We start from the raw sequence: 22,110 nt of genomic DNA on the forward strand, positions 1-22,110 counted from the left end.
AATGCTCGACAATCCCCGTCACGGCGCACCGATCGACGAATCCTCCCTCCGTTACGAAGGCTGGCGCATCGTCGCGGTCTGCTTCCTACTCGCGACCTTCGGCTGGGGGCTCGGCTTCTACGGCCAGAGCGTCTACGTCGCCGAGCTCCAGCGTGCGCACGGCTGGTCGGCCTCGCTGATCTCCTCGGGCACGACGTTCTTCTATCTGTTCGGCGCGCTGCTCGTCGTGTTCGTCGGCGAAGCCGTCCGGAAATATGGTCCGCGGCTCTGCCTGATCGCGGGCACGCTGGCGATGGCGGCCGCCGCGGTCGCGATCGGCGCGGTGCGCGAGCCCTGGCAGCTCTATCTCGCCGATGCCGTGCTCGCCTTCGGCTGGGCCGGCACCAGTCTGGCCATGATCACCAACACCATCAGCCTGTGGTTCGACCACAAGCGCGGCATGGCCATCAGCCTCGCGCTGAACGGCGCAAGCTTCGGCGGCATCGTCGGCGTGCCGCTGCTGGTGACCTTGATCGGCCATACCGGCTTCGCCAGTGCGATGTTTAGCGTCGCCGGCGCCATGCTGATGCTGCTCGTGCCGGTGATCCTGATCGTCGTCGGCCGGCCGCCTGATCTGCATGGTTGGCACGCGGCGACGAATGCGAAGCCGCAATCGTCGGCGCAGATCCGCAAGGCCGCGCTGCGCGACGTTGGCTTCCTCACGGTGACGATCGCCTTCGCGCTGGTGCTGTTCGCGCAGGTCGGCTTCATCGTCCACCTGATCTCGTTCCTCGATCCCGTGATCGGGCGCGAGCGCGCCGCCGTGGCTGTCGCGGTGCTGACGGCGATGGCCGTGGTCGGCCGGGTGCTGTTCTCGCTGGTGATCGACCGGATCAACCAGCGCCTCGCCTCCGCGCTGTCGTTCCTGAGCCAGGCGGCGGCGCTTCTGGTCGTCATCAACCTGCACAACGACTACGTGCTGATCGCGGCCTGCGCGGTGTTCGGCTTCTCGGTCGGCAACCTCATCACCCTGCCGTCGCTGATCGTCCAGCAGGAGTTCGATTCCGCCTCGTTCGGCGTGCTGATCAGCCTCAACACCGCGATCAACCAGGTGACCTATGCCTTCGGTCCCGGCGTCGTCGGCTTCCTGCGCGATCTCTCCGGCGGCTATTCGCTGCCGTTTTATCTCTGCATCGCGCTGGAGGTGGCGGCCGCGGCGCTGATCATGGTGCGGGGTGCGCCACACGCGAAGACTTCGTAGAGACGCGGCGCCTCGACACACTCCGTCATTGCTTCGCTGCGCTCGCAATGACGAGAGGCGAAAGCGGCGTCACGCCTCCCGCTGTCGCAGCAGCTCCTCGACGTCCAGCCGCTTGGTGATCATCGCAAGCTTGCCGTCCGGCCCGAACGGCCACTGCTCCTTCGGCCGGTCCCGATACAGCTCCACGCCATTCTGGTCCGGATCGCGCAGATACAGCGCTTCGGACACGCCATGGTCGCTCGCCCCATCCAACGCAATGCCCGCCGACAGCACGCGGTGCAGCGCGTCCGCCAGCGCGGGGCGCGTCGGATAGAGGATCGCGGTGTGATAAAGCCCGGTGGTGCCTGGCGGTGGCGGCGAGCCGCCCTTGCTCTCCCAGGTGTTGAGCCCGATGTGGTGGTGATAGCCGCCGGCCGAGATGAAGGCCGCGCCCGACCCCATGCGCTGCATCAGCTCGAAACCGAGCACGCCGCAATAGAAGCCGAGCGCGCGATCGAGATCGGCGACCTTGAGGTGGACGTGGCCGATCCTGGTGCCGGCATGGACGGCTTGGTTTTGCGACATGGTGCTGCTCCGTTGATCACCTCACATAAGGCGGGCCTCGGGACAGTGCTACCGGCCCATCCCGAAACCCAGCGTTTCCGGTTGGGCAATCAAGCCAGCTCCGACACCTCGCCCTCGGGCAGGCCGAACTCGAACGTGTTCAGCGTCATCGACACCAGCGTGTAATAGCCACACAGCCCGATCACCTCGACCACGCCGCGCTCGCCGAGCAGCTTCACGGCCTCATGATAGAGGCCCTTCTCGACGCCGTGGCCCTCATGCAGCGACTTTGCCACGTCGTAGATCATCCTGCCCTTGGGGTCGTCGAACTCAGGCGTGCGGCGGTCGCGGATGGCGTCGATGATCTCGGGCTTCATGCCGCCTGCAAGCGCGAGGCGCTTGTGCGCATACCATTCGTAATGAGCGGTCCAGTGCCGCGCCGTCACCAGGATCGCGATCTCCGAAAGCTTTGCCGGGAATATCGTGTCGTAGCGCAGGACCTCGCCGAGCCGCGTGGCATGACGCGCCATGTCGGGACTGTTGAGCCAGGCCATCATCGGCGCCGGCGGCTTGCCGCGCTTGCCGGCAATCGACTCGTCATAGGTCTGCCGCTGGCTCTCGTTCATTTCGCCAGGCGAAAGAAGTTTCAGGCGCATTGTTGTTTCCTCTTTGTTTTCAAGCCTCGCCGTGGCCGCGACTATAGCCGAATGCAGCGGCACGGAAGTGGTTGAATTCCACGAGACGATGGCCCAGAGTCGCGACCAATAAGTCGATTTTGCCTGATGGAAACGACCCATGACAGATTCTGAAACGGCTGATCTCGAACAATTCCGCAGCGAGACGCGCGCCTGGCTCGAAGCCAATTGCCCGCCGGAGATGCGCAAGCCCGCGACCTCCGACGCAGACGTGTTCTGGGGCGGACGCAATACGAAGTTCTCCTCCGAGCCGCAGCGCATCTGGTTCGAGCGCATGCGCGACAAGGGCTGGACCGTGCCGGACTGGCCTAGGGAATATGGCGGCGGCGGTCTGAGCGCGGCCGAGCACAAGGTGCTGCGCGCGGAGATGGCGAAGATCGGCGCGCGTCCGCCGCTGTCGAGCTTCGGCATCTGGATGCTCGGGCCGGCGCTGCTCAAATACGGCAACGAGGCGCAGAAGCAGGAACATCTGCCGAAGATCGCGGCGGGCCTGATCCGCTGGTGCCAGGGCTATTCCGAGCCGAACGCCGGCTCCGATCTCGCGTCGCTCCAGACCCGCGCCGAGAGCGACGGCGACGACTTCGTCATCACGGGGTCGAAGATCTGGACCTCCTACGCCAATTACGCCGACTGGATATTCTGTCTCGTCCGTACCGATTCCACGGCGAAGAAGCACGACGGCATCAGCTTCATCCTGTTCGACATGACCTCGAAGGGCGTGACGACCAAGCCGATTCTGTTGATCTCGGGCTACTCGCCGTTCTGCGAGACCTTCTTCGACGGCGTCCGCGTGCCGAAGTCGCATGTGGTCGGCACCGTCAACCGCGGCTGGGACGTCGCGAAATACCTGCTTCAGCACGAGCGCGCGATGATCTCGGGCATGGGCGAGCGCGGCGTCGGTCGTCCGCTCGGCCAGATCGCGGCCGATTCCGTCGGCGCCGACGCGCAAGGGCGGCTCGACGATGCGATGCTGCGCGGACGGATCGCCACCTTCGATGTCGATGAAGCCGCGCTTGCGGCCTGCGCCGAGCGCGCGGTCGATCTGGCCAAGGCGGGGCAGGCGCATCCGGCGTTCTCCTCGGCGATGAAATATTACGGCACCGAGCTCAACAAGCGCCGCTACGAGATCCTGATGTCGGCCGGCGGCGTCGATGCGCTGGAATGGGAGAGCGAGCGCTCCAGGCAAGGCACCCGTCCGCGCGCCTGGCTGCGCACCAAGGCCAACTCGATCGAGGGCGGTACGAGCGAGGTGATGCTTGGCATCGTCGCCAAGCGTATCCTCGATCTGCCGGGGGCGTGAGGCTTTGCGTCATTCCGGGGCGCGCGAAGCGCGAACCCGGAATCCATTCATCCACCAACTCTGCCGCTCAATGGATTCCGGGTCTGGCCCTTCGGGCCATCCCGGAATGACGAAGCAAAAACAGATTTCGAATCGGAACCACGCACATGGCCCTCGTCCTCACCGAAGAACAATCGATGCTCCGCGATTCAGCGCGTGGACTGATCAGCGACAAGGCGCCGGTGCCGCATCTGCGCCAATTGCGCGATAGCAAGGATCCCACCGGCTTCTCCAAGGAGTTCTGGCATTCCTTCGCCGAGATGGGCTTTGCCGGCTTGCTGGTGCCGGAAGAGTTCGGCGGCTCCGGTCTCGGCTTCGTCGAGGCCGGCGTGGTGATGGAGGAGATCGGCCGCACCTTGATGCCGTCGCCGTTCCTCGCCACCAGCGTGGTCGCGGCCTCGGCGCTGAACCGCGGCGGCAATGCCGCGCAGAAATCCGAGTACCTGCCAAAAATCTCCAACGGCTCGCTGCTGGCGACGCTCGCGATCGACGAGGGCGCAAAGCATCGCCCGCTCCAGACCAGCCTCCAGGCAGTGCGCGCCGGCAACGGTTTCAGGCTGAGCGGTGCCAAGGCACTGGTCGTCGACGGCCACGTCGCCGACCTCTTCATCGTCGCCGCGCGCACCGCGGGTTCGGCCGGCGAGCGCGAGGGGCTGACGCTGTTCCTGGTCAACCCCAAGGCCAAGGGCGTTGCAATCGAGCGCACCATCATGGTGGACGCGCACAACGCGGCACGGATCGAGCTTGCCAATGTCGAGGTCAATGCCGACAGCGTGCTCGGCGAAATCGATCAGGGCGCCGGCCTGCTCGATGGCGTGCTCGACATCGGGCGCGGCGCGGTCGCCTCCGAAATGGTGGGCCTCAGCGAAGAGGTGTTCGGCCGCACCGTCGAGTATCTGAAGAGCCGCAAGCAGTTCGGCAAGCTGATCGGCGAATTCCAGGCGCTGCAGCACCGCGCCGCCGAGCTCTATGTCGACATCGAGATCACCCGCGCCGCCGTGATGAAGGCGCTGCAGGCGCTGGATACTGACGTTGCCAAGGCCACGTCAGCCGTCGCAGTCGCAAAGGCGCGCGCCGGCACCACCGCCACCCGCGCGGTGCAGGAAGGCGTGCAGATGCATGGCGGCATGGGCATGACCGACCAGTTCGACATCGGCTTCTTCATGAAGCGCGCGCGGGTGTGCGAGGAATTGTTCGGCGACGCCAATTACCACACCGAGCAGCTGGCCCGGGCGCGGGGGTATTGAGGCGGGGGCGGGGCAACACGGCACCCTGCGCTCCCTCCCCCCTTGCGGGGGAGGGCGGGGGAGAGGGGTAGCCCAGGAAAAGGTGCGTCCGTCGCGACAGAGCCGCACGCCTCACGTAGAGCGCGAAGGATAGAGTGTGCCGTGTGGCACCCCTCTCCCTAACCCTCCCCCGCAAGGGGGGAGGGAACGCAGCGTACGCTTTGGCACCACCGTCAACGCAATGACGGCGGTTAGACCGCCCTTACCGCATCGGCGGCGCGTACTGCACGCCGCCGGCATTCCACAGCTGGTTCATGCCGCGCGGAATCTTCAGCTTGGACTTCGCGCCGATATTGCGCTCGTACATCTCGCCGTAATTGCCGACGTGGCGGATGATGCGGACGACCCAGTCCTTGGTGAGGCCAAGTTGCTCGCCGTAATTGCCCTCGGTGCCGACGAGGCGCATCACTTCCGGCTTCTTCGACTTCAGGGCCTCGTCGATGTTCTCGGAACTGACACCCAGCTCTTCCGCGTTGATCATCGCGTAGAGCGTCCACTTCACGATCATCATCCAGTCGTCGTCACGCTGGCGCACCACGGGGGCGAGCGGCTCCTTGGAGATCATGTCCGGCAGGATCATGTGGTCGCCGGGCTTCGACAGGTTCAGCCGCAGCGCGTAGAGCTGGGAGACGTCCGCGGAGAGCGTGTCGCACTTGCCGGTGTCGTAGGCCTTCACGACGTCGTCGAGCTTGTCGAACTTCATCTCTTCGTACTTCATGTTGTTGGCACGGAAGTAGTCGGCGACGTTGAGCAGCGTGGTGGTGCCGGACTGGACGCAGACCTTGCTTCCGGTCAGGTCCAGCGACGTCTCCTTGTTGCGTGCGCGCGGCAGCATGAAGCCGGCGCCGTCGTAATAGGCGACCGCGGGGAAATAGAGGTCGTAGTCGAGCTCGCGCGCCATGCTCCAGGTCGAGTTGCGCGAGAGGATGTCGACTTTCCGGCTCTGCAATTCCTTGAAGCGCTCGCTGGCGTCGAGCGGAACGAACTTCGCCTTGCCCGGATCGTCGAAGATCGCAGACGCCACCGCGCGGCAGAAATCCACGTCGAAGCCGGTCCAGTTGCCCTTGTCGTCCGGGATCGAGAAGCCCGGCAGGCCCTTGTTGACGCCGCACAGAACCTCGCCGCGGCGAACCGTGCGCTTCAGGGTGCGGGTGTCGTAGAACTCATAGATGATGGCCAGAACCGCGACCAGCACGGCAACCGCGAGCCCGATCAGCAGGCCGCCTCGAAATGTGCGCATCATGTTGCTCTCTCGAAATAATCGGGAAAAGGAGTCCGAAGGAAGGCTGAGAGCATGATCCGGGCCCGGAGGGCCGCGCTAGCGCAAAGTGCGAAGCCCTTTCCGGAAAGATCATGCTCAAATTACAAGACTTAGATTTCGGGCTTCTGCCGGATGACCACCTTGGTGCCAACAGGGACGCGATCGTAAAGATCGGCGACGTCATTGTTGACGAGACGGAAGCAGCCCGAGGACACCTTGGTCCCGATCGTATCGGGGCGGTTGGTGCCATGGATGCGGTAGACGGTGGTGCCGAGATACATGGCGCGGGCGCCGAGCGGATTGCCGGGGCCGCCGGCCATGAAGCGCGGCAGATAGGGCTGGCGCTGGATCATTTCCGCCGGCGGCGTCCAGTCCGGCCATTCCTTCTTGTTGGTGATGTTCACCAGCCCCTGCCACTGGAAGCCGTCGCGGCCGACGCCGATGCCGTAGCGGATCGCGCGCCCGCCGGGCTGCACCAGATAGAGGTGACGCTCGGAGGTCGAAATGATGATGGTGCCCGGCGCTTCGGTCGTGCGGTAGTAGACGACCTGCTTCTGCCATTCCGGATCGAGCTGGTAGGAATCGTCGGCGACCAGGCCGGGCTCGTCGCCGCGGTCGGGCTGCTGGGCGAAGGCTTGGGGTGCGGACAGGATCAGGCCGATCGCAGCCACAAACGCCCCGGTCAGGCGACGAAAATCCGTCATTTCAAGCTCTCCCCGCTGCCACAGCGCAAATCATTCGGAACCATCAAATCTCAGGGCCATGTTCATGGCAAGTTGATGGCGCGCCCGGCTGGTATGTCACGAGAATGCTTTGCTTTTTTGACGGTATCGGGCAATGCCACAAACAGGGGATGGCGCGAAAAGCCCAGATTGCTGCCCACGATGGCGGTGCGCTCCCTCCGCCGCGGTGAGATCAACTTCGCCAATTCGCGCTGGATGCCAGCTAAATCTTGTTGCTCTCCGGCGCGATCCCGAGCCGCCGGACGATTTCGGTCCCCACGGCGCGCGCCTCGAGCCGCGAGCCGATGCGCGGACTGCGAAACCGCTGTCCGGACTGCAATCGGATCACCACGATGCAATGCTCGTCCTCGGACCGGCCACGGCGCTCGACCGTGATCGTCTTCACCTCGCGCCCCGCGATATGGTCGGCGCGCAAGCTGCCGTCGCCCCACAGGCGCTCGACGCGAATGTCCTCCGGCCGAATGATCCAGAAGGCGCCGGTCACGAGATTGGCATATCTGTGCACGGCGAAAGCGGCGATCGCACCAACCGGCAGCAGCATGATGTCGACCGGGCCGGGCGGCAGGCCGCGCCAGAGCTTGTAGGCGTAGGGAACGGCACACAAAGCGACGACGATCAGCGCGACGATCCTGATATCCCTTGCGGGAAACGGCTCGAGCGGATCGCCGAGACGCATCTCGGGATTGCTGGCATCGAGCGGATTGAGCGGTGCCTCGACGTCGGGGACGTCGAACTGCGCCGCGATCCGCGCCACCGTGTCGCGCACATGCGTGACGTCGGAGATCGGCGGGGAGGTCAGGCGCTCGCCCGAAGCCAGCGTGAAGGCCAATTGGAAGCGGGCTTTCGCCCTCTTGCTGCCTGGGACCTGCAATCCGCTGATGTCGTCCTTGGCGACGATCCGCGTGCGGAGCTTTCCGAACGGACGTTGTTGCCCGATCAGGATCTCGGTCGGCGTGATGATCCACACCACCGCGGGCGCCAGCATGATGCCGGTGACGAACGCCGCTCCCAGCAGGAGCGCCGCCACGGAGATGGTCACCTCCATGGCGTCGTGGGTGAAAAGGCCCGGCGTGAAGCACAGCGCGACGGCGGCCGCGGAGCCGGCCATCACTAGCCGCTGCGCGATCGAGGAGCCTTCACGAAGGCGGATGTCGTTGCTGGTGGTCGCGTCGTCCATTGCGGGCGGCTGATTTCAAGGCCGCGAAACTCCACGGACGGGTCCGTGGAGTCAAGCCGCATCGGGGCCTGCCGCGTCAGCTATTGGGGTTCAGCGGCCGGGCCGATCATTTCGGCGCAAGCCACAGTCTGAGACCGAACGAAATCGCGGTCACGGCGCCCACCCCGCCGAGCCAGAGGATGGCGAACCACATCAGCCGCCGCCCGAGCTGCCCTGGCTCTGCCCTGCGCGGCATCAGTGATAACCGCTCCCGGCCCGGACCTTGCCGCGGAACACCCAATAGGCCCAGCCGGTGTAGCCGAGAATCAGCGGCACCAGTCCAGCCACGCCGACCAGCATGAAGATCTGACTGTTCTGCGGCGCGGCTGCCTGCCAGATCGTGATGCTCTGCGGCACGATGTAGGGATACATGCTGATACCGAGCCCGGCATAGGACAGGGCGAACAACATCAGCGAGAGCAGGAACGGTCGCGAGTCCTGCTTTTGCGCGAGGCTGCGCATCAGAAGCGCGGTGACCCCGGCGACCGCGATCGGAACCGGCGCGGCCAGGACGACGCTTGGCCAGGCGAACCAACGCTGCGCGTACTGGATGCTGAGAAACGGCGTGGCGATGCTGACCAGAGCAATCGCCGCGAGCATCCCGAACAGCAGATACCAGCTCAGCCGATAGGCCTTGTCGCGCAGGGCGCCCTCGGTCTTCAGGATGAGCCAGGTGGCGCCCAGCAGGGAATAGCCGATGATCAGGGCGACGCCCGTCAATATGCTGAACGGCGTCAGCCAATCCCACCAGCCGCCGGCATAGTGTCGCGCCTCGACGTGCACGCCTTGCAGGATGGCGCCGAGCGCGACGCCCTGCGCCAGCGTCGCCAGCAGCGATCCGCCGGCAAAGGCAATGTCCCAGCGGTTTCGTGTGGCCGTGGTGCGCCAGCGGAATTCGAAGGCAACGCCGCGGAACACCAGACCGATCAGCATCGCGATCATGGGTGTGTAGAGCGCCGGCATCAGCACCGCATAGGCGAGCGGAAAGGCCGCCATCAGGCCGCCGCCGCCCAGCACCAGCCAGGTCTCGTTGCCGTCCCAGACCGGCGCCACCGTGTTCATCATGACGTCGCGGTCGGCCTTGGCGGGAAATAGGGGGAACAGCATTCCGAGGCCGAGATCGAATCCATCCATCACGACATAGACGAACACCGCGAAGGCGATGATGAATGCCCAGACTGTAGCGAGGTCAATGGCGGCGATCATGACAGCGCCCCTTGTCCCGCGACGCCCGAAGCCGGCGTGATTCCGGCGGCGCGCGTCGGCATGTCGCCGCCTGGCCCCTGTTCGCCGTGATGCGGCGAGGCCGCCATCAGACGCAGAATGTAGATGGCGCCCGCCGCGAACACGATGAAATAGACGGCCACGAAAGCCAGCAACGACGAGCCGACCGCGGGCGCGGCCAGCGGCGAGACGGCGTCGGCGGTTCGCAACAGGCCGTAGACCGTGAAGGGCTGCCGGCCGGTCTCGGTGGTGATCCAGCCAGCGAGCACCGCGATGAACCCCGCCGGCCCCATCGTCAGCGCGAAAATATGCAGCGGCCGGGAGACAAACAGGGTGCCGCGCCAGCGCGTCCACAGGCTGAACAGCCCCAGCGCGAAGATCAGGAAGCCGAGCGCGATCATGATGCGGAATGACCAGAATGTGATCGGCACCGGCGGCCAGTTTTCGCGCGGTACGGTATCGAGTCCCGCGAGCGGCGCGTCGAGAGAGTGCTTCAGAATCAGCGACGACAGTTTCGGGATGGCGATCTGATAGTCGACCCTGCCGGCCGCCTGATCGGGCAGGCCGAACAGGACCAGCGGCGCGCCGTCGGGATGGCTCTGGTAATGCCCTTCCATCGCCATCACCTTGGCCGGCTGATGCTCCAGCGTGTTGAGGCCGTGCTGGTCGCCCGCCAGGATCTGGATCGGCGCGACGATCGCCGCCATCCACATCGCCATCGAGAACATCACCCGCGGACCGGCAAGATGCGGGTCGCGCAGCAGGTGATAGGCGCCGACGGCGCCGACCACGAGCGACGTCGTCAGATAGGCAGCGAGCACCATGTGCACGAGACGGTAGGGAAAGGACGGATTGAAGATCACCTTGAACCAGTCGGCGACCACGAACTGGCCGTCGGCATTCACGGCGTAGCCGGCCGGGGTCTGCATCCACGAATTGGCCGAGAGGATCCAGAACGCCGAGATCAGGGTGCCGATCGCGACCATCAGCGTCGCGACGAAGTGCAGCCGCGGGCCGACGCGTTCGAGACCGAACAGCATGACGCCGAGGAAGCCCGCCTCGAGGAAGAACGCGGTCAGCACCTCGTAGGCCATCAAGGGACCGATCACCGGTCCGGTCTTGTCGGCGAAGACCGACCAGTTGGTGCCGAACTGGTAGGACATCACGATGCCGGACACCACGCCCATGCCGAAAGCGATCGCGAAGATCTTCAGCCAGTAGTGGAACAGGTTGATGAAGACCTCGCGGCCGGTCCATAGCCAGAGCGCTTCGAGCACCGCCAGGTAGCTGGCAAGCCCGATCGAGAACGCCGGAAACACGATGTGAAACGACATCGTGAAGGCAAACTGCGCGCGTGCGAGCACGATCGGATCAAGGTTCGATAACATCGGCGCTCCCGTCCAACACGACAAGTCGTGGCGATGCGGGCGCCGATCTGGCGGCTCAGCTAAGCCATCGCGCCCGGCCAGTGCATTGATGACCCATGCCGTGCTCGCATCCTATAGGACTCTTTGTCTACCTCCACGAAATCAGCTGCTGGCGTTCAGCAGCTTTGCCACGGTGCGGTCGATCTCGTCGTAGCGGCCTTCGCCGGCGTGCTGGAACACGATCTTGCCGTTCTGGTCGATGATGTATTGCGCCGGCCAATACTGGTTGCTGTAGGCGTTCCAGGTCTTGGAATCATTGTCCTGCGCCACCGGATAAGTGATGCCATGGCGCTTCAGCGCGGCCTGCACGTTGGAGGCCGAGCGCTCGAACGGGAATTCCGGCGTGTGCACGCCGACCACGACGAGGCCCTTGTCCTTGTATTTTGCATAGAGGTCGGTGACGTGCGGCAGTGTGTTGACGCAGTTGACGCAGCCATAGGTCCAGAAGTCGACCAGCACGACCTTGCCGCGGAGATCGGCAATGTTGAGCGGCTTCGAGTTGAACCAGGTGCTGATCCCGGTGAAGTCGGGCGCGGTCTGTAGGCTCGCGGCCGCGACCTGGATCGGCGCCGCGGGCGTGGCCTCGTCGCAGATGCCCGGAATGGCGGCGCCGGTCAGGGCGAAGCCGATCAGCGAGGCAGACACGGCGAGCAATTTCAGGGTCATTGAAGCGTCCTCCGGTTGAGATGCAGGGTGTTCACAGGCCGATCTGGCCGGTGGGATAGAAGCCGGTGAGCCACGCCACGATCAGCGTGTCGTATTGGAAGTAGGCGGCGACCGCGAAGGCGATCACGACGAGTCCAAAACCCTGCTGGAGCCGCGGCGAGATGCGCGAAAGGCTGCGCACCCGCGTGGTCGCGGCCTGTCCGCCATAGGCGATCGCCAGCATCGGGATCGCCGCGCCGATGGCGTAGGCGATCAGCAGCGTGCCGGCCCAGGCAAGATTTCTCGACGTCGCAACCAGCGTCAGGATCGAGCCGAGCACCGGGCCGGCGCAGGGCGTCCAGACCAGGCCGAGCGTGGTGCCGAGCACCAGCCCGCCGAGCGCGCCCTCGCGTTGCGTCGTGCTCGCATTGCCGAGATCGAGCCAGCCATTGAGGCGGATCGACAGCCATTCGAACGGCGCCGGCCACAGCATCAACAGGCCGAAGCCGAGCAGCAGGATCGAGGCGGCCTCGCGCAGCACGTTCGGATCGAAATCGAATGCCTGCGTGATCGCACCCAGCAGCAGCGCGGCCGCCGAGAACGAGACAACGAAGCCGAGCGCGATCATCGCGGGCCGCAGATGCCCCGCGCGCCCGATCGAGGCCCCGAGCAGGATCGGCAGCATGGGCAACGTGCAGGGCGCGGCGATGGTGAGGATGCCGGCAAGGACGGCGAAGGTCAGCTCGAGCATGGGGCACTCGTGGAGGGAGTCACGAGGGCAGTTCGGGCCGGATGTGCCGGTCGTTACGTGGCGTCACACGTTCGTGACGTGTGGCTGCGTCGCGAGGCAACTGTGCCGGCGACGACGGTGGTGCGCTCCCTCCCCCCTTGCGGAGGAGGGCAGGGGAGGGGGGTAGCCCCAAGCGAGGTCGGAGTTCGTGGCACCCCCCTCCCTGCCCCTCCCCCGCAAGGGGGGAGGGAATGAGAAAGTGGGGGCCGCCTCACTCAAGTGGGCCACCGACGCCGGAGCTAGTAGCCGACAGGTAAGCCCCAGATACAAAACGACCCGGAGGGGGGCATCCCGTCCGGGTCGTTGGAGGTCTTGGGAGGTTTAACCGAAACCGTATGAAAGCTTTATAGGAGGGAAGTTTTTCCGCCTGATGTTGTGCTTTGTTTCAATTGTTTCGTCGGCGGTAACACTTCCGTGTCCGGGGACAGGGCCGAATGGGCGGTCCTATCCCGTTGAAATCCTTGGCCTTAGGCGGCGAAACGGTCGACGCCGGCGACCTTAAGCAACTCGGCCAATTGCTTGCGGGCGTAGAACATCCGGGTCTTCACCGTGCTCTGGGGGATGCCGATGATCTGGCCGACCTCCTCCACCGACTTCTCGTGATAGTAGACGAGGGTGATGATCTCGCGATGTGCGGGTGACAGTTTTTGCACGCAGGCGCGCAGGATGGCGCTGGTGTCGCTGCGGTCGAGCGAGGTCTCCGGCGTGTCGCAATCATCCGCGATCTGGCGCACGTCTTCCTGGTCGATGTCCTCGAAGCGGCGCTGGCGCATCGCGGTCAGCGCCTTGAAGCGGGCGATCGAGAGCAGCCAGGTCGAAACCTGCGAGCGGCCCTGGAATTGACCGGCGGTCCGCCACACGTCCAGAAACACCTGGCTGACGAGGTCTTCCGCCGTGGTGGCATCGCGCACGATGCGCAGGATGAAGCGGTAGACGCGCACATTGTGACGGCAATAAAGGATGTGCATCGACGTCCGGTTGCCGTCGGCAATGCTTTCAAGAAGCATGTCGTCCGAGGTCGCCTGAGCGGCAATGATGCTCTGGCTGGCTTGGGCGTTGATGGCGATGACGTTCGGCATTGACTTGGCTCCCCGTAGCGCCGCAACCGAGCGGCGTTTCCTTGGACCAAAGTGTTAATGAGCCAACGTTTCGGGACGTCTGCACGAAAAGCGGAAAATGGTTTCGTGCGCCGCCAAATTGTTTCGTGGGACAGGGCGCGACGAAACATTCGGGGTAAAAAAGCGTGTAATTTCAATGTGCGGAAAATACGGGGGTCGAGATTTGGAGGCCGTCCGAGGCGCCGGGAACGAATTTCCGTCTGTTGCGTTCGGTTGCCGCCTCAATCTCGATGTCGTCCCGGCGAAGGCTGTTGTTATCGCCGCTACGCCTTCTCGCCTCCGGGCGAGAACAGATAGCCGCCGCCGCGGATGGTGCGGATCACGGCGGGTTTTGCGGGATCGGGCTCGATCTTGCGGCGGATGCGCATGATGCGCAGATCCACGGCGCGGTCGAAGGCTTCGGCGTCGCGCGCGTTGGCTAATTCCAGCAGGCGCTCGCGCGACAGCACGCGCTTCGGATTGGCCGCGAACACCTTCAAGAGCCCGAATTCGGATGCGGTCAGCGGGTGCTCGTTGCCTTCGTCGTCGCGCAAGGCCTGGGCTTCGAGATCGAGCCACTTTGTCCCGAACCGTACCAATTGATCCTTGTCCGATTTCGCAGCCGCCGTTTCCGTCGCCGCCGCCTTCACCGGTGCGCTCCGGCGCAGCACCGAGCGGATGCGCGCCATCAGTTCGCGCAGCTCGCACGGCTTTGCCACGTAATCGTCGGCGCCGAGCTCGAGGCCGACGACGCGGTCGATCGGGCTCGCCGTCGCGGTGAGCATGATCACCGGCACGTTGATGCGGCTCTTGAGGTCGCGGATGATCGAGAGCCCGTCTTCCTCGGGCATGTTGAGGTCGAGCACGACCAGATCGGGCATGCCGCCCTGGATCGCGGTGCGCAAGCTCTTGCCGCCGTCGCACAGCGTCACGGTGAAGCCGTGCATCTTGAGGTAATCGCCGACCATCTCCCGGGCCGGGGCCTCGTCGTCGACGATCATGATGTGCTGGCTTTGGGTCATGGTCTCAACATCACGGCATTTCGGTCGCGGGAAGGGCGATGGTGAAGGTCGAGCCCTTGCCGGGGCCCTCGCTGTCGGCGGTCACTTCGCCGCCATGCATGTCGATAATACGCTTGACGATCGACAACCCAAGCCCCGTCGAGCTCTCGCCCGCGGTCGGTTTTGCCGACAGCCGCTGGAACCGGCCGAACAGGCGGCCGAGGTCTTCCGGCGACAGGCCGGCGCCCTCGTCGCTGACGCGGATGACGGTGTCGCCGCCCTCATGGCTGACGACGACGCCGATCTTGCCGCCGATCGGCGAGTATTTGATGGCGTTGCTGATGAGGTTGTCGATCGCCTCGCGGATGCGGTCGGTGTCGCACATGGTGACGATGTTGGACGGCGCGGTGACGCTGATCGCCTGCTGCTTGTTGACGGCGAGCGGCTGGTTGGCCTCGGCGACCTCCTTGACCAGGGCTGCGACGTCGACCGGCTCGCGGCGGATGGTGATGTCGAAGGCATCGGCCATCGCGTCCGAGATCAGGTGATCGACCATCGTGGTCAGGCGCTTGGTGGCGTCGCGGATGTGGTCGACCTGGGCGACCACTCCGCCTTCCGACGCGCCGGTCGAGATCAGCTCCTTCAACATCTCGGTGCGGCCGAGGATGACGCCGAGCGGGTTCTTCAGGTCGTGCGCGACGGTGCCCAGAATCTCGTTCTTGAAGCCATTGGCACGCTGCAGCCGCAGCCATTGCGCCGAGAGGCGGCGGTTGGCCTGCATCAGGGCGCGGGTGCGCTGGGCGACGCGGTCCTCGAGCTGCGTGTTGGCAGCCTGGAGCTGCTGGTAGAGGATGACGTTGTCGAACGCGATCGAGAGCCGGCTGGAGAAGATCTCGACCAGCGAGCGGTCGGTCTCGGACAGCTCGCGCTCGGCCTGGAGCAGCACCACCACCTCGCGGCCGCTTCCGGTGCGCAGATAGATCACGCTGCGATGGTCGGCGAATTCGTTCTTGCGGCGCTGGAAGGCGTCCTCCACCATCTGGCGCAGCTCCGGGTCGAGCGTCTTCGACGTGGTCATGCCGATGAAGCGGCTGTAGCAGCCGCTCCCGGCGAGCACCGAGAGCTCGGGGTCGACGCCGCCATTGTCGCGCAGGACCAGTATGCCGGCGCAATCGACGTTGAGCAGCGAGGCGAGCTGGGTCAGCACGCCCTCGGCGAGCCGCTGCATCGACTTGAAGTCGTACAGCGTCGAGGCGGCGTCGATGATGATCTCGAGCCCGCGCCGAGTCTGCAACATGCGCTCGAGCTGCTGGTAGGAGCGCAGTGCCGCGGTCAGCGACGTGAACAGCTTGTCGGCGGTGAGCTCGGTCTTGGCCTTGTAGTCGTTGATGTCGTACTGCACGATCACGCGCCGCTCGGGCGCCTGGCCCGGCTGGCCGGTGCGCAGGATGATGCGCACTGTCTCGTTCTTGAGCTCGTTGCGGATGAACTCGACGAGATCGAGGCCGGCGACATCGGTCTCCATGATGACGTCGAGCAGCACGGCGGCGATGTCGCTATGCGCGGCCATCAGCTTGCGACCTTCCGCCGCGGAATGGGCCGACAGGATCTCCAGGCCCTGGCCGTTGAGGCTGTAGTCGGACAGCGCGAAGCGGGTGCCGTCGTGCACGGCCTGATCGTCGTCGATGACGGCGATCTTCCATTTCCGGGCGTCCGTATCCTCCGACGCGCTACCGGTGTCGTCGATCAGGTGGAGGACATCGTCCTGTTCGGCCATTGAGAAGTCCCGTCGGTCTCTGTGCTTTGCGTGCCGCCCTTGGCGACCCGCGGCATGATAATGCGAAAAGTAGTGCCTTGTCCCAGCTTGGATTCCAGCATCATGCGGCCGCCGAGCTGCTGGGTGACGAGGTTATAGACGATATGCAGGCCAAGTCCCGTGCCACCTTCATTGCGCCGGGTGGTAAAGAATGGGTCAAAGGCCTGGCGCTGCACGTCGGGGGTCATGCCGGCCCCGTCATCGCTGAAGATGATCTCGACGTCGTCGGCCCCCCGCGGCCGCGCCGAGATCGTGATGGTACCGGCCCGGCCGTCGGCAAAGGCGTGGTTGGCGGCGTTGAGGAAGAGGTTGGTCAGGATCTGGCCGTAGGAGCCGGGGTAGCCGTCGAGCAGCAGCCCCTCCGGCATGTCGACCTGGAGCGTGGTCGGCGAGCGCTTCAGCACCGGGCGCAGGCTCGCGATGATCTGGTCGGTGGCTTCGCTCAAGGAAAACTGCCGCCGCTCGGCATGCGAGCGGTCGACCGCGACCTGCTTGAACGACTGGATCAGTTCGCCGGCGCGCTGGAGGTTGCCGACCAGCTGCTGCGAGGCGTCGCGCGAGGACTGCACGAATTCCTCCAGCTGCGAGCGGCGCAGGCCGCCTTCGCCCTTGAGCTGGGCCTCGAACATCTCGGTGCGCCGGGCAAGGCTGGACGCCACCGTGAGGCTGATGCCGATCGGGTTGTTGACCTCGTGCGCGACGCCGGCGACGAGGCCGCCGAGCGCCGCGAGCCGCTCGGCGTCGATCAGATTTTGCTGCGCGGCGTTGAGCTCGAGCAGCGCGCTCTCGGCCTTCTCCTTGGACGCGCGCAACTCGTCCTCGGTCTGGCGCTTGGCGATCGCGTTCTCGCGGAACACTTCCACCGCGCGCGCCATGGCGCCGACCTCGTCGCGCGCCGTGATGCCCTGTACCTCGCGGTCGAGGTCGCCGAGCGTGATCGCGCGCATCGCCGCCATGATCTGCTGCAGCGGCAGCCGGATCGACAGCGCGATCAGCACGCCGGCGCTGAGGATGATGCCGAGGAAGATCACCGCGATCGACAGCACCCGCCGCGAAATATCGGCGAGCGCGCGGTCGAACGTCGCCTGCGCCTTCTGCTCGCGCTGGCGCATCTTGGTCGAGAGATCGTCGATGGCGCCGATGGCCTCGGCCTGGTTGGCGTCGATCGTGTTGCGCAACAGCTCGGTGCGGCTCGTGAGCTGCTCGGAGAGCTTTGCGAAGCCCTCGCGCAGCGCGGCGGTGCGGGTCCCGAGCCGTTGCAGCGCCATCCTCTGCAGGTCGTTGTCGGCGAGATCGATCATCACGGGGACGGTCTTCTCGATCGTCTCGGTGTTGCGGCGCGCGTCGTCTGCCGCGCCCGATGACAGCGACAGATAATAGGAATTGGCCGCGACCAGCATCGCGGTGAAGGCCTCGCGCGACTTGCCGAGCGACGGCCAGATCAGCGCGTCGCGATGGCCGGTGGCGCCTTCGATGATGGAGTAGAGGCCGGCCATGTCCTTGGCCGGTCCCTGCACCTGCTCCTCATAGGTCTTGGCGATGGTGGCCTGGACGCTGCGCAGCTCGCCAAAGCCGTTGAGGAAGCGGTCGGTGGTGCGCTCCAGCTCCTCGACCGAGCCCGACAGCATCGGGTCCTTGGCGGCGCGGTTGGTCAGCGTGCCCAGCACCGCCTCGCGCAGCAGCAGGATTTCGGCGAACAGGTCCGGGCTCGGCTGGTTGATGTAGCGGTGGATCAGATTGTGCAGCCGCCCGGTCTCGCTTTCGAGCAGCGCCAGAATCCGGTCGGATTCACGCACCTGGCGCACGTCGTCCCAGGCCGAGCCCAGCACCTGCGAGCCGTTCCAGATCAGCGCGACCAGCACCACCACCACGGCGGAATTCAGCGCCGCGATCGACAGGATGCGCCAGCGGATCGGCACCGCGCGGAGCACGCCGACGAGCCGCGCGCGCAGCCGCCCGATCGGGCCGGGCGGCCTGTCTGCGTGCTCGCTGTGTCCAAGCCCGGGCAAGAGGCCTCACTCCACCTTGCGGATGCGTTCGATCAAAGCGGCGGCGGCGGGATCGCGCTCGGCCCCGACATAGATCCCGACCATCGCGTCCTCGAACGGCTTGCGGTCGATGTCCCTGACGATGGTGACGCCCGCCTCCTGCGCCGTGCGCTGCGACTGCTCCTCGAGGTCGCGCCATTTCTCGCGCATGAAGCGGCTGGAGCGCTGGGCGGCCTCCCTGAAGATGGTCTGGTCGTCGGCCGACAGGCTCTTCCAGGCCTTCAGCGAGATCACCAGCACTTCGGGGCTCATCGTGTGCTCGGTGAGCGCGAGGTAGCCGGCATGTTTGTAATGGTCTGTCGTCACGAAGGATGGCCAGTTGTTTTCGGCGCCGTCGATCAGGTGGTTGGCAAGCCCGGCGAGCACCTGCCCATAGGGCATCTCGACCGGCTCCGCGCCGAGCGAGCGGATCATCTGGCTCATCAACTCCGACTGCTGCACCCGGATCCGCAATCCCTTGAGGTCCGCGATGCTCCTGACCGGGCGGACGCCGTTGTAGATCGACCGCGCGCCGGAATCGTAGAAGGCGAGCCCGACGAAGCCGTAGGGCTCGAAGCTGTTCAGGATCTCGCTGCCGATCGGCCCGTCCAGCACCTTCTGCATGTGCTCGATGGACCGGAACAGGAACGGCATCGCAAGCACGTTCATCGCCGGAACGAAGTTGCCGATCAGCGCGACATTGGTCCGGTTGAGGTCGATCGCGCCGGCCCGGGTCTGCTCGATGGTCTCCTTCTCCTCGCCGAGCTGGCGGGAATGAAATACCTTGATCTCGTGCCGGCCTCCGGTGCGCTCGGCGATCAGGGCGCCCATGTAGCGCAGCGCCTGCACGGTGGGGTAATCCTCGGTCTGGGTGTCGGCAGCGCGGAATTCGCGCGCAACGGCGCCCGTCGCGCAGATGGCGATCAGAAGCGCGACGAAAACCACCCCGGTCCGCGAAAATTCGGCACGGTTCAACACTGGCACACTCAACCCCTCAGTGGTGGAGTCTATGGCGGGAGCAAAAGGTTCAATGCAATCTAGCAGATGGTTAAGGGAAGGCCATCCCGCCGGGCGCCACGGCGTAATTGTGCGGCGCGGCCGGCGCGCATTCCCGGTTGAAACTGGAAATGCCGCGCCGTAAGCAGGATGCGTCGCCTTTTGCCGCGCGACACGGAAACAGCCATCGTGATTTCAGCATTGCGCTTTTTGCAGGTCGTTGCCGCCGCCGCGGCCTTTACGTTCTCCGCGCAGGCAAACGCCGCCACCGACATCGCACTGTGGCACGCCATGTCGGGCGAACTCGGCAAGCAGCTCGACAAGCTCACCTCCGACTTCAATGCCTCGCAGTCCGACTACCGCATCGTGCCGAGCTACAAGGGCAACTACACCGAAACGGTGACGGCGGCGATCTTCGCCTTCCGCTCGCGCAGCCAGCCCGCGATCGTGCAGGTCAACGAGGTTGCCACCGCCACCATGACCGCGGCCAAGGGCGCGATCTATCCGGTGTTCAGCCTGATGCGCGACCAGGGCGAGCCGTTCTCGCTCAACGATTACCTTCCCGCCGTATCCGGCTATTACACCGATGCGGCCGGCAATCTGTTGTCGTTCCCGTTCAACTCGTCGACGCCGATCCTCTACTACAACAAGACCATGTTCCGCGATGCGGGCCTCGACCCGGAGACGCCGCCGAAGACCTGGCCGGAGCTCGGTGCGGCTGCAAAGCGCCTGCGCGACCGCGGCGCCGTATGCGGCTTCACCACGTCCTGGCCGTCATGGATCCATGTCGAGAACTTTTCGGCATTTCACAATCTGCCGCTCGCAACCCGCACGAACGGCTTTGCCGGGTTGGATGCCGAGCTGACGATCAACAATCCGGTCGTCGTCAAACACGTTGCCCAGCTCGCCGAATGGCAGAAGACAAAACTGTTCGACTACAGCGGCCGCGGCCAGTCGGCCGAGCCGCGCTTCCAGAACGGCGAATGCGGCATCTTCATCGGTTCCTCGGCGACGCGCGCCGACATCAAGGCGAACTCGAAATTCGAGATCGGCTACGGCATGATGCCGTACTGGCCTGACGTGAAGGGCGCGCCGCAGAACTCGATCATCGGCGGCGCCACGCTGTGGGTGCTGCGCGACCGCCCGCGCGAGGAATACAAGGGCGTGGCGCGATTCTTCGCCTATCTGTCGCAGCCCGGCGTGCAGGCCGCCTGGCACCAGAACACCGGCTATCTGCCGGTCACCCGCGCCGCCTTCGAGCTGACGCGCGCGCAGGGTTTTTACGAGCGTACCCCGGGCTCCGCGATCTCGTTCGAGGAGATCACGCTGCATCCGCCGACCGAGAATTCGAAGGGCATCCGGCTCGGCTCCTTCGTGCTGATCCGCGGCGCCATCGAGGACGAGCTGGAGCAGGCCTTTGCCGGCCACAAGAGCGCGCAGGAAGCGCTCGATTCCGCGGTCGAGCGCGGCAACAAGCTGCTGCGCCAGTTCGAGCGCGCCAGCCCGGACCGGTAGCATGTCGCGATTGGATGTCGCTGCCGCCGCGAACGCGGTGCGCTCCCTCCCCCGCTTGCGGGGAAGGGTTGGGGAGAGGGTGTCTCCGCAACGGGATAATCGCCAGGAGGAGAGAACCCCGACCCGGCGCTTCGCGCCGACCTCCCCCGCAAGCGCGAGAGGTGCACCGTCTGCCTGGTTTGCATGGAATCAATCAAAACCCGCCTGGCTGAGCGGGCGCCCGTGACCAAAGCCACTTTGCACGAGCTCCCTCAGCTCGACGATGCAGCCAGCTTTCGCGCCTTTCGCTCCGACCCGCAGCAATGGCTCCCCATCGCACTCGACATCGCGCGTAGCCACGGTCTTAATACCAGTGCGCCGCACGTATTCTCGACCGGCACCAATCTCGTCGTCGGCCTCGGCGAAAGGCTGATCCTGAAGATTTTCCCGCCGCTGCTGCGCGCGCAATTCGTCTCCGAGCGCGGATCGCTGACGCAGCTTGCCGGCCGCCTTCCTCTGCCAATCCCCGAGATCGTCGCGGGTGGGACACGCGACGGCTGGCCCTATCTGATCATCACCCGTCTTGCCGGGACGCTCGGCTCGGAGGTTTGGCCGCAACTCGCCGAAGCGCAGAAGGAACGCCTGCTGCGCCAGATCGGCGAGACCATCGCGGCCGTGCAGTGCGCGCCGCTCGGCCCGCTCGCGCACATCGAACCACGCTGGCACGACTTCATGCGCGCCCAGATGCAGGGATGCAAGGCGCGGCACACGCGTCTCGGCCTTGCGTCCCAATTCCTCGCCGGCCTCGACGATCTCCTGCGTGACGCAATCGCGCTGATCCCGATGGATGCGCCACCGGTGATCCTGATCGGCGAATATATTCCGGAGAACTTTCTGCTCGCCTGCGATGACGGCCAATGGTCGCTGGCCGGACTGTTCGACTTCGGCGACGTTTTGGCGGGATGGCGTGACTACGATCTGCTCGGCCCCAGCGCCTTCATGGCGGCCGGCCGGCCGGGGAGGGCCCGCAGCCTGCTCGAAGGTTTTGGCTATGCGAAGCTGGATTTCGCGCTCAAGCGCCGGCTGATGGCCCTGATGCTGCTGCACCGCGCCAGCGACCTCAACAGCCACGTCTGCATCGAGGGCTGGCAGGAGCAGGCGCGTGATCTGATCGAGCTTCAGGAGTTGATCTGGCCGGGGTGAAGCAGGTCCCGGTTTGCTTAATTCGAAAGCGCCCCATTTTGCCGCCTAATTTGAGAGCAAAATCGTC

The 22,110-nt window shown here is 65.3% G+C and carries 20 protein-coding genes; 5 read left to right on the plus strand and 15 right to left on the minus strand.

The window, feature by feature from the left end; translation table 11 throughout:
- Nucleotide 1: 1 nt before the first annotated feature.
- Nucleotides 2-1,240 (plus strand): MFS transporter, encoded by a 1,239-nt coding sequence (locus OC450_RS33925; protein WP_211384086.1) that lies wholly within the window; start codon nucleotides 2-4, stop codon nucleotides 1,238-1,240.
- Between the two features lie 69 nt (nucleotides 1,241-1,309).
- Here the strand turns inward: OC450_RS33925 and OC450_RS33930 are convergent, their stop codons facing one another.
- Both OC450_RS33930 and OC450_RS33935 read right to left on the minus strand, forming a co-directional pair.
- A complete protein-coding gene (locus OC450_RS33930) occupies nucleotides 1,310-1,804 on the minus strand; it encodes a VOC family protein (RefSeq protein ID WP_211384087.1) in 495 nt (164 codons plus the stop codon).
- Nucleotides 1,805-1,893: 89 nt separating this feature from the next.
- Entirely contained in the window at nucleotides 1,894-2,439 is a 546-nt protein-coding gene (locus tag OC450_RS33935) for a carboxymuconolactone decarboxylase family protein (protein ID WP_211384088.1), read from the minus strand.
- Nucleotides 2,440-2,578: 139 nt separating this feature from the next.
- On the opposite strand from OC450_RS33935, the gene OC450_RS33940 reads away from it, so the two are divergent.
- Both OC450_RS33940 and OC450_RS33945 read left to right on the plus strand, forming a co-directional pair.
- A complete protein-coding gene (locus OC450_RS33940) occupies nucleotides 2,579-3,778 on the plus strand; it encodes an acyl-CoA dehydrogenase family protein (protein WP_262049464.1) in 1,200 nt (399 codons plus the stop codon).
- 146 nt (nucleotides 3,779-3,924) lie between these two features.
- A complete protein-coding gene (locus OC450_RS33945) occupies nucleotides 3,925-5,064 on the plus strand; it encodes an acyl-CoA dehydrogenase family protein (protein ID WP_211384090.1) in 1,140 nt (379 codons plus the stop codon).
- A gap of 241 nt (nucleotides 5,065-5,305) precedes the next feature.
- Here OC450_RS33945 and OC450_RS33950 read toward each other — a convergent pair whose 3' ends face one another.
- The 13 genes from OC450_RS33950 to OC450_RS34010 form a co-directional block, all read right to left on the minus strand.
- A complete protein-coding gene (locus tag OC450_RS33950) occupies nucleotides 5,306-6,343 on the minus strand; it encodes an amino acid ABC transporter substrate-binding protein (protein ID WP_211384217.1) in 1,038 nt (345 codons plus the stop codon).
- A gap of 131 nt (nucleotides 6,344-6,474) precedes the next feature.
- Nucleotides 6,475-7,068: a L,D-transpeptidase gene (locus tag OC450_RS33955; RefSeq protein ID WP_211384091.1), complete on the minus strand. Its 594-nt coding sequence runs from the start codon at nucleotides 7,066-7,068 to the stop codon at nucleotides 6,475-6,477.
- Between the two features lie 241 nt (nucleotides 7,069-7,309).
- The gene (locus OC450_RS33960; protein ID WP_256808886.1) at nucleotides 7,310-8,284 is read right to left on the minus strand and encodes a hypothetical protein; all 975 of its coding nucleotides are present in this window, start codon (nucleotides 8,282-8,284) and stop codon (nucleotides 7,310-7,312) included.
- A 106-nt stretch (nucleotides 8,285-8,390) separates the two neighbouring features.
- Nucleotides 8,391-8,519 carry a DUF2474 domain-containing protein gene (locus OC450_RS33965; RefSeq protein ID WP_211384093.1) on the minus strand — a complete coding sequence of 43 codons (129 nt, stop codon included), beginning with the start codon at nucleotides 8,517-8,519 and terminating at the stop codon, nucleotides 8,391-8,393.
- Nucleotides 8,519-9,529 carry a cytochrome d ubiquinol oxidase subunit II gene (cydB, locus tag OC450_RS33970; RefSeq protein WP_211384094.1) on the minus strand — a complete coding sequence of 337 codons (1,011 nt, stop codon included), beginning with the start codon at nucleotides 9,527-9,529 and terminating at the stop codon, nucleotides 8,519-8,521. The genes OC450_RS33965 and cydB overlap by 1 nt, the downstream gene beginning before the upstream one ends.
- Entirely contained in the window at nucleotides 9,526-10,935 is a 1,410-nt protein-coding gene (locus OC450_RS33975) for a cytochrome ubiquinol oxidase subunit I (protein WP_211384095.1), read from the minus strand. The genes cydB and OC450_RS33975 overlap by 4 nt, the downstream gene beginning before the upstream one ends.
- 141 nt (nucleotides 10,936-11,076) lie before the next feature.
- Entirely contained in the window at nucleotides 11,077-11,640 is a 564-nt protein-coding gene (locus OC450_RS33980) for a thioredoxin family protein (protein WP_211384096.1), read from the minus strand.
- 31 nt (nucleotides 11,641-11,671) lie between these two features.
- Nucleotides 11,672-12,370: a cytochrome c biogenesis CcdA family protein gene (locus tag OC450_RS33985; protein ID WP_262049465.1), complete on the minus strand. Its 699-nt coding sequence runs from the start codon at nucleotides 12,368-12,370 to the stop codon at nucleotides 11,672-11,674.
- Nucleotides 12,371-12,876: 506 nt separating this feature from the next.
- The gene (locus tag OC450_RS33990) at nucleotides 12,877-13,488 is read right to left on the minus strand and encodes a sigma-70 family RNA polymerase sigma factor (RefSeq protein WP_211384098.1); all 612 of its coding nucleotides are present in this window, start codon (nucleotides 13,486-13,488) and stop codon (nucleotides 12,877-12,879) included.
- A gap of 302 nt (nucleotides 13,489-13,790) precedes the next feature.
- Complete coding sequence (locus OC450_RS33995) at nucleotides 13,791-14,528, minus strand: response regulator (RefSeq protein WP_256808888.1); 738 nt, start codon at nucleotides 14,526-14,528, stop codon at nucleotides 13,791-13,793.
- A 10-nt stretch (nucleotides 14,529-14,538) separates the two neighbouring features.
- Nucleotides 14,539-16,284 carry a DUF3369 domain-containing protein gene (locus OC450_RS34000; RefSeq protein WP_211384100.1) on the minus strand — a complete coding sequence of 582 codons (1,746 nt, stop codon included), beginning with the start codon at nucleotides 16,282-16,284 and terminating at the stop codon, nucleotides 14,539-14,541.
- The gene (locus tag OC450_RS34005; protein ID WP_256808935.1) at nucleotides 16,254-18,284 is read right to left on the minus strand and encodes an ATP-binding protein; all 2,031 of its coding nucleotides are present in this window, start codon (nucleotides 18,282-18,284) and stop codon (nucleotides 16,254-16,256) included. Before OC450_RS34005 ends, OC450_RS34000 begins: the two co-directional genes overlap by 31 nt.
- A gap of 54 nt (nucleotides 18,285-18,338) precedes the next feature.
- Entirely contained in the window at nucleotides 18,339-19,334 is a 996-nt protein-coding gene (locus OC450_RS34010; RefSeq protein ID WP_211384101.1) for a TRAP transporter substrate-binding protein, read from the minus strand.
- 162 nt (nucleotides 19,335-19,496) lie between these two features.
- Here OC450_RS34010 and ugpB point away from each other — a divergent pair, with 162 nt between their 5' ends.
- Both ugpB and OC450_RS34020 read left to right on the plus strand, forming a co-directional pair.
- Nucleotides 19,497-20,861 carry a sn-glycerol-3-phosphate ABC transporter substrate-binding protein UgpB gene (ugpB, locus tag OC450_RS34015; protein ID WP_256808890.1) on the plus strand — a complete coding sequence of 455 codons (1,365 nt, stop codon included), beginning with the start codon at nucleotides 19,497-19,499 and terminating at the stop codon, nucleotides 20,859-20,861.
- Between the two features lie 222 nt (nucleotides 20,862-21,083).
- Nucleotides 21,084-22,043 (plus strand): aminoglycoside phosphotransferase family protein, encoded by a 960-nt coding sequence (locus tag OC450_RS34020; RefSeq protein WP_262049466.1) that lies wholly within the window; start codon nucleotides 21,084-21,086, stop codon nucleotides 22,041-22,043.
- Nucleotides 22,044-22,110: the final 67 nt, after the last annotated feature.

The sequence above is a fragment of the Bradyrhizobium sp. Bra78 genome, from assembly GCF_024519855.1.
In the GTDB taxonomy this organism is placed as follows: Bacteria; Pseudomonadota; Alphaproteobacteria; order Rhizobiales; family Xanthobacteraceae; genus Bradyrhizobium; species Bradyrhizobium japonicum_G.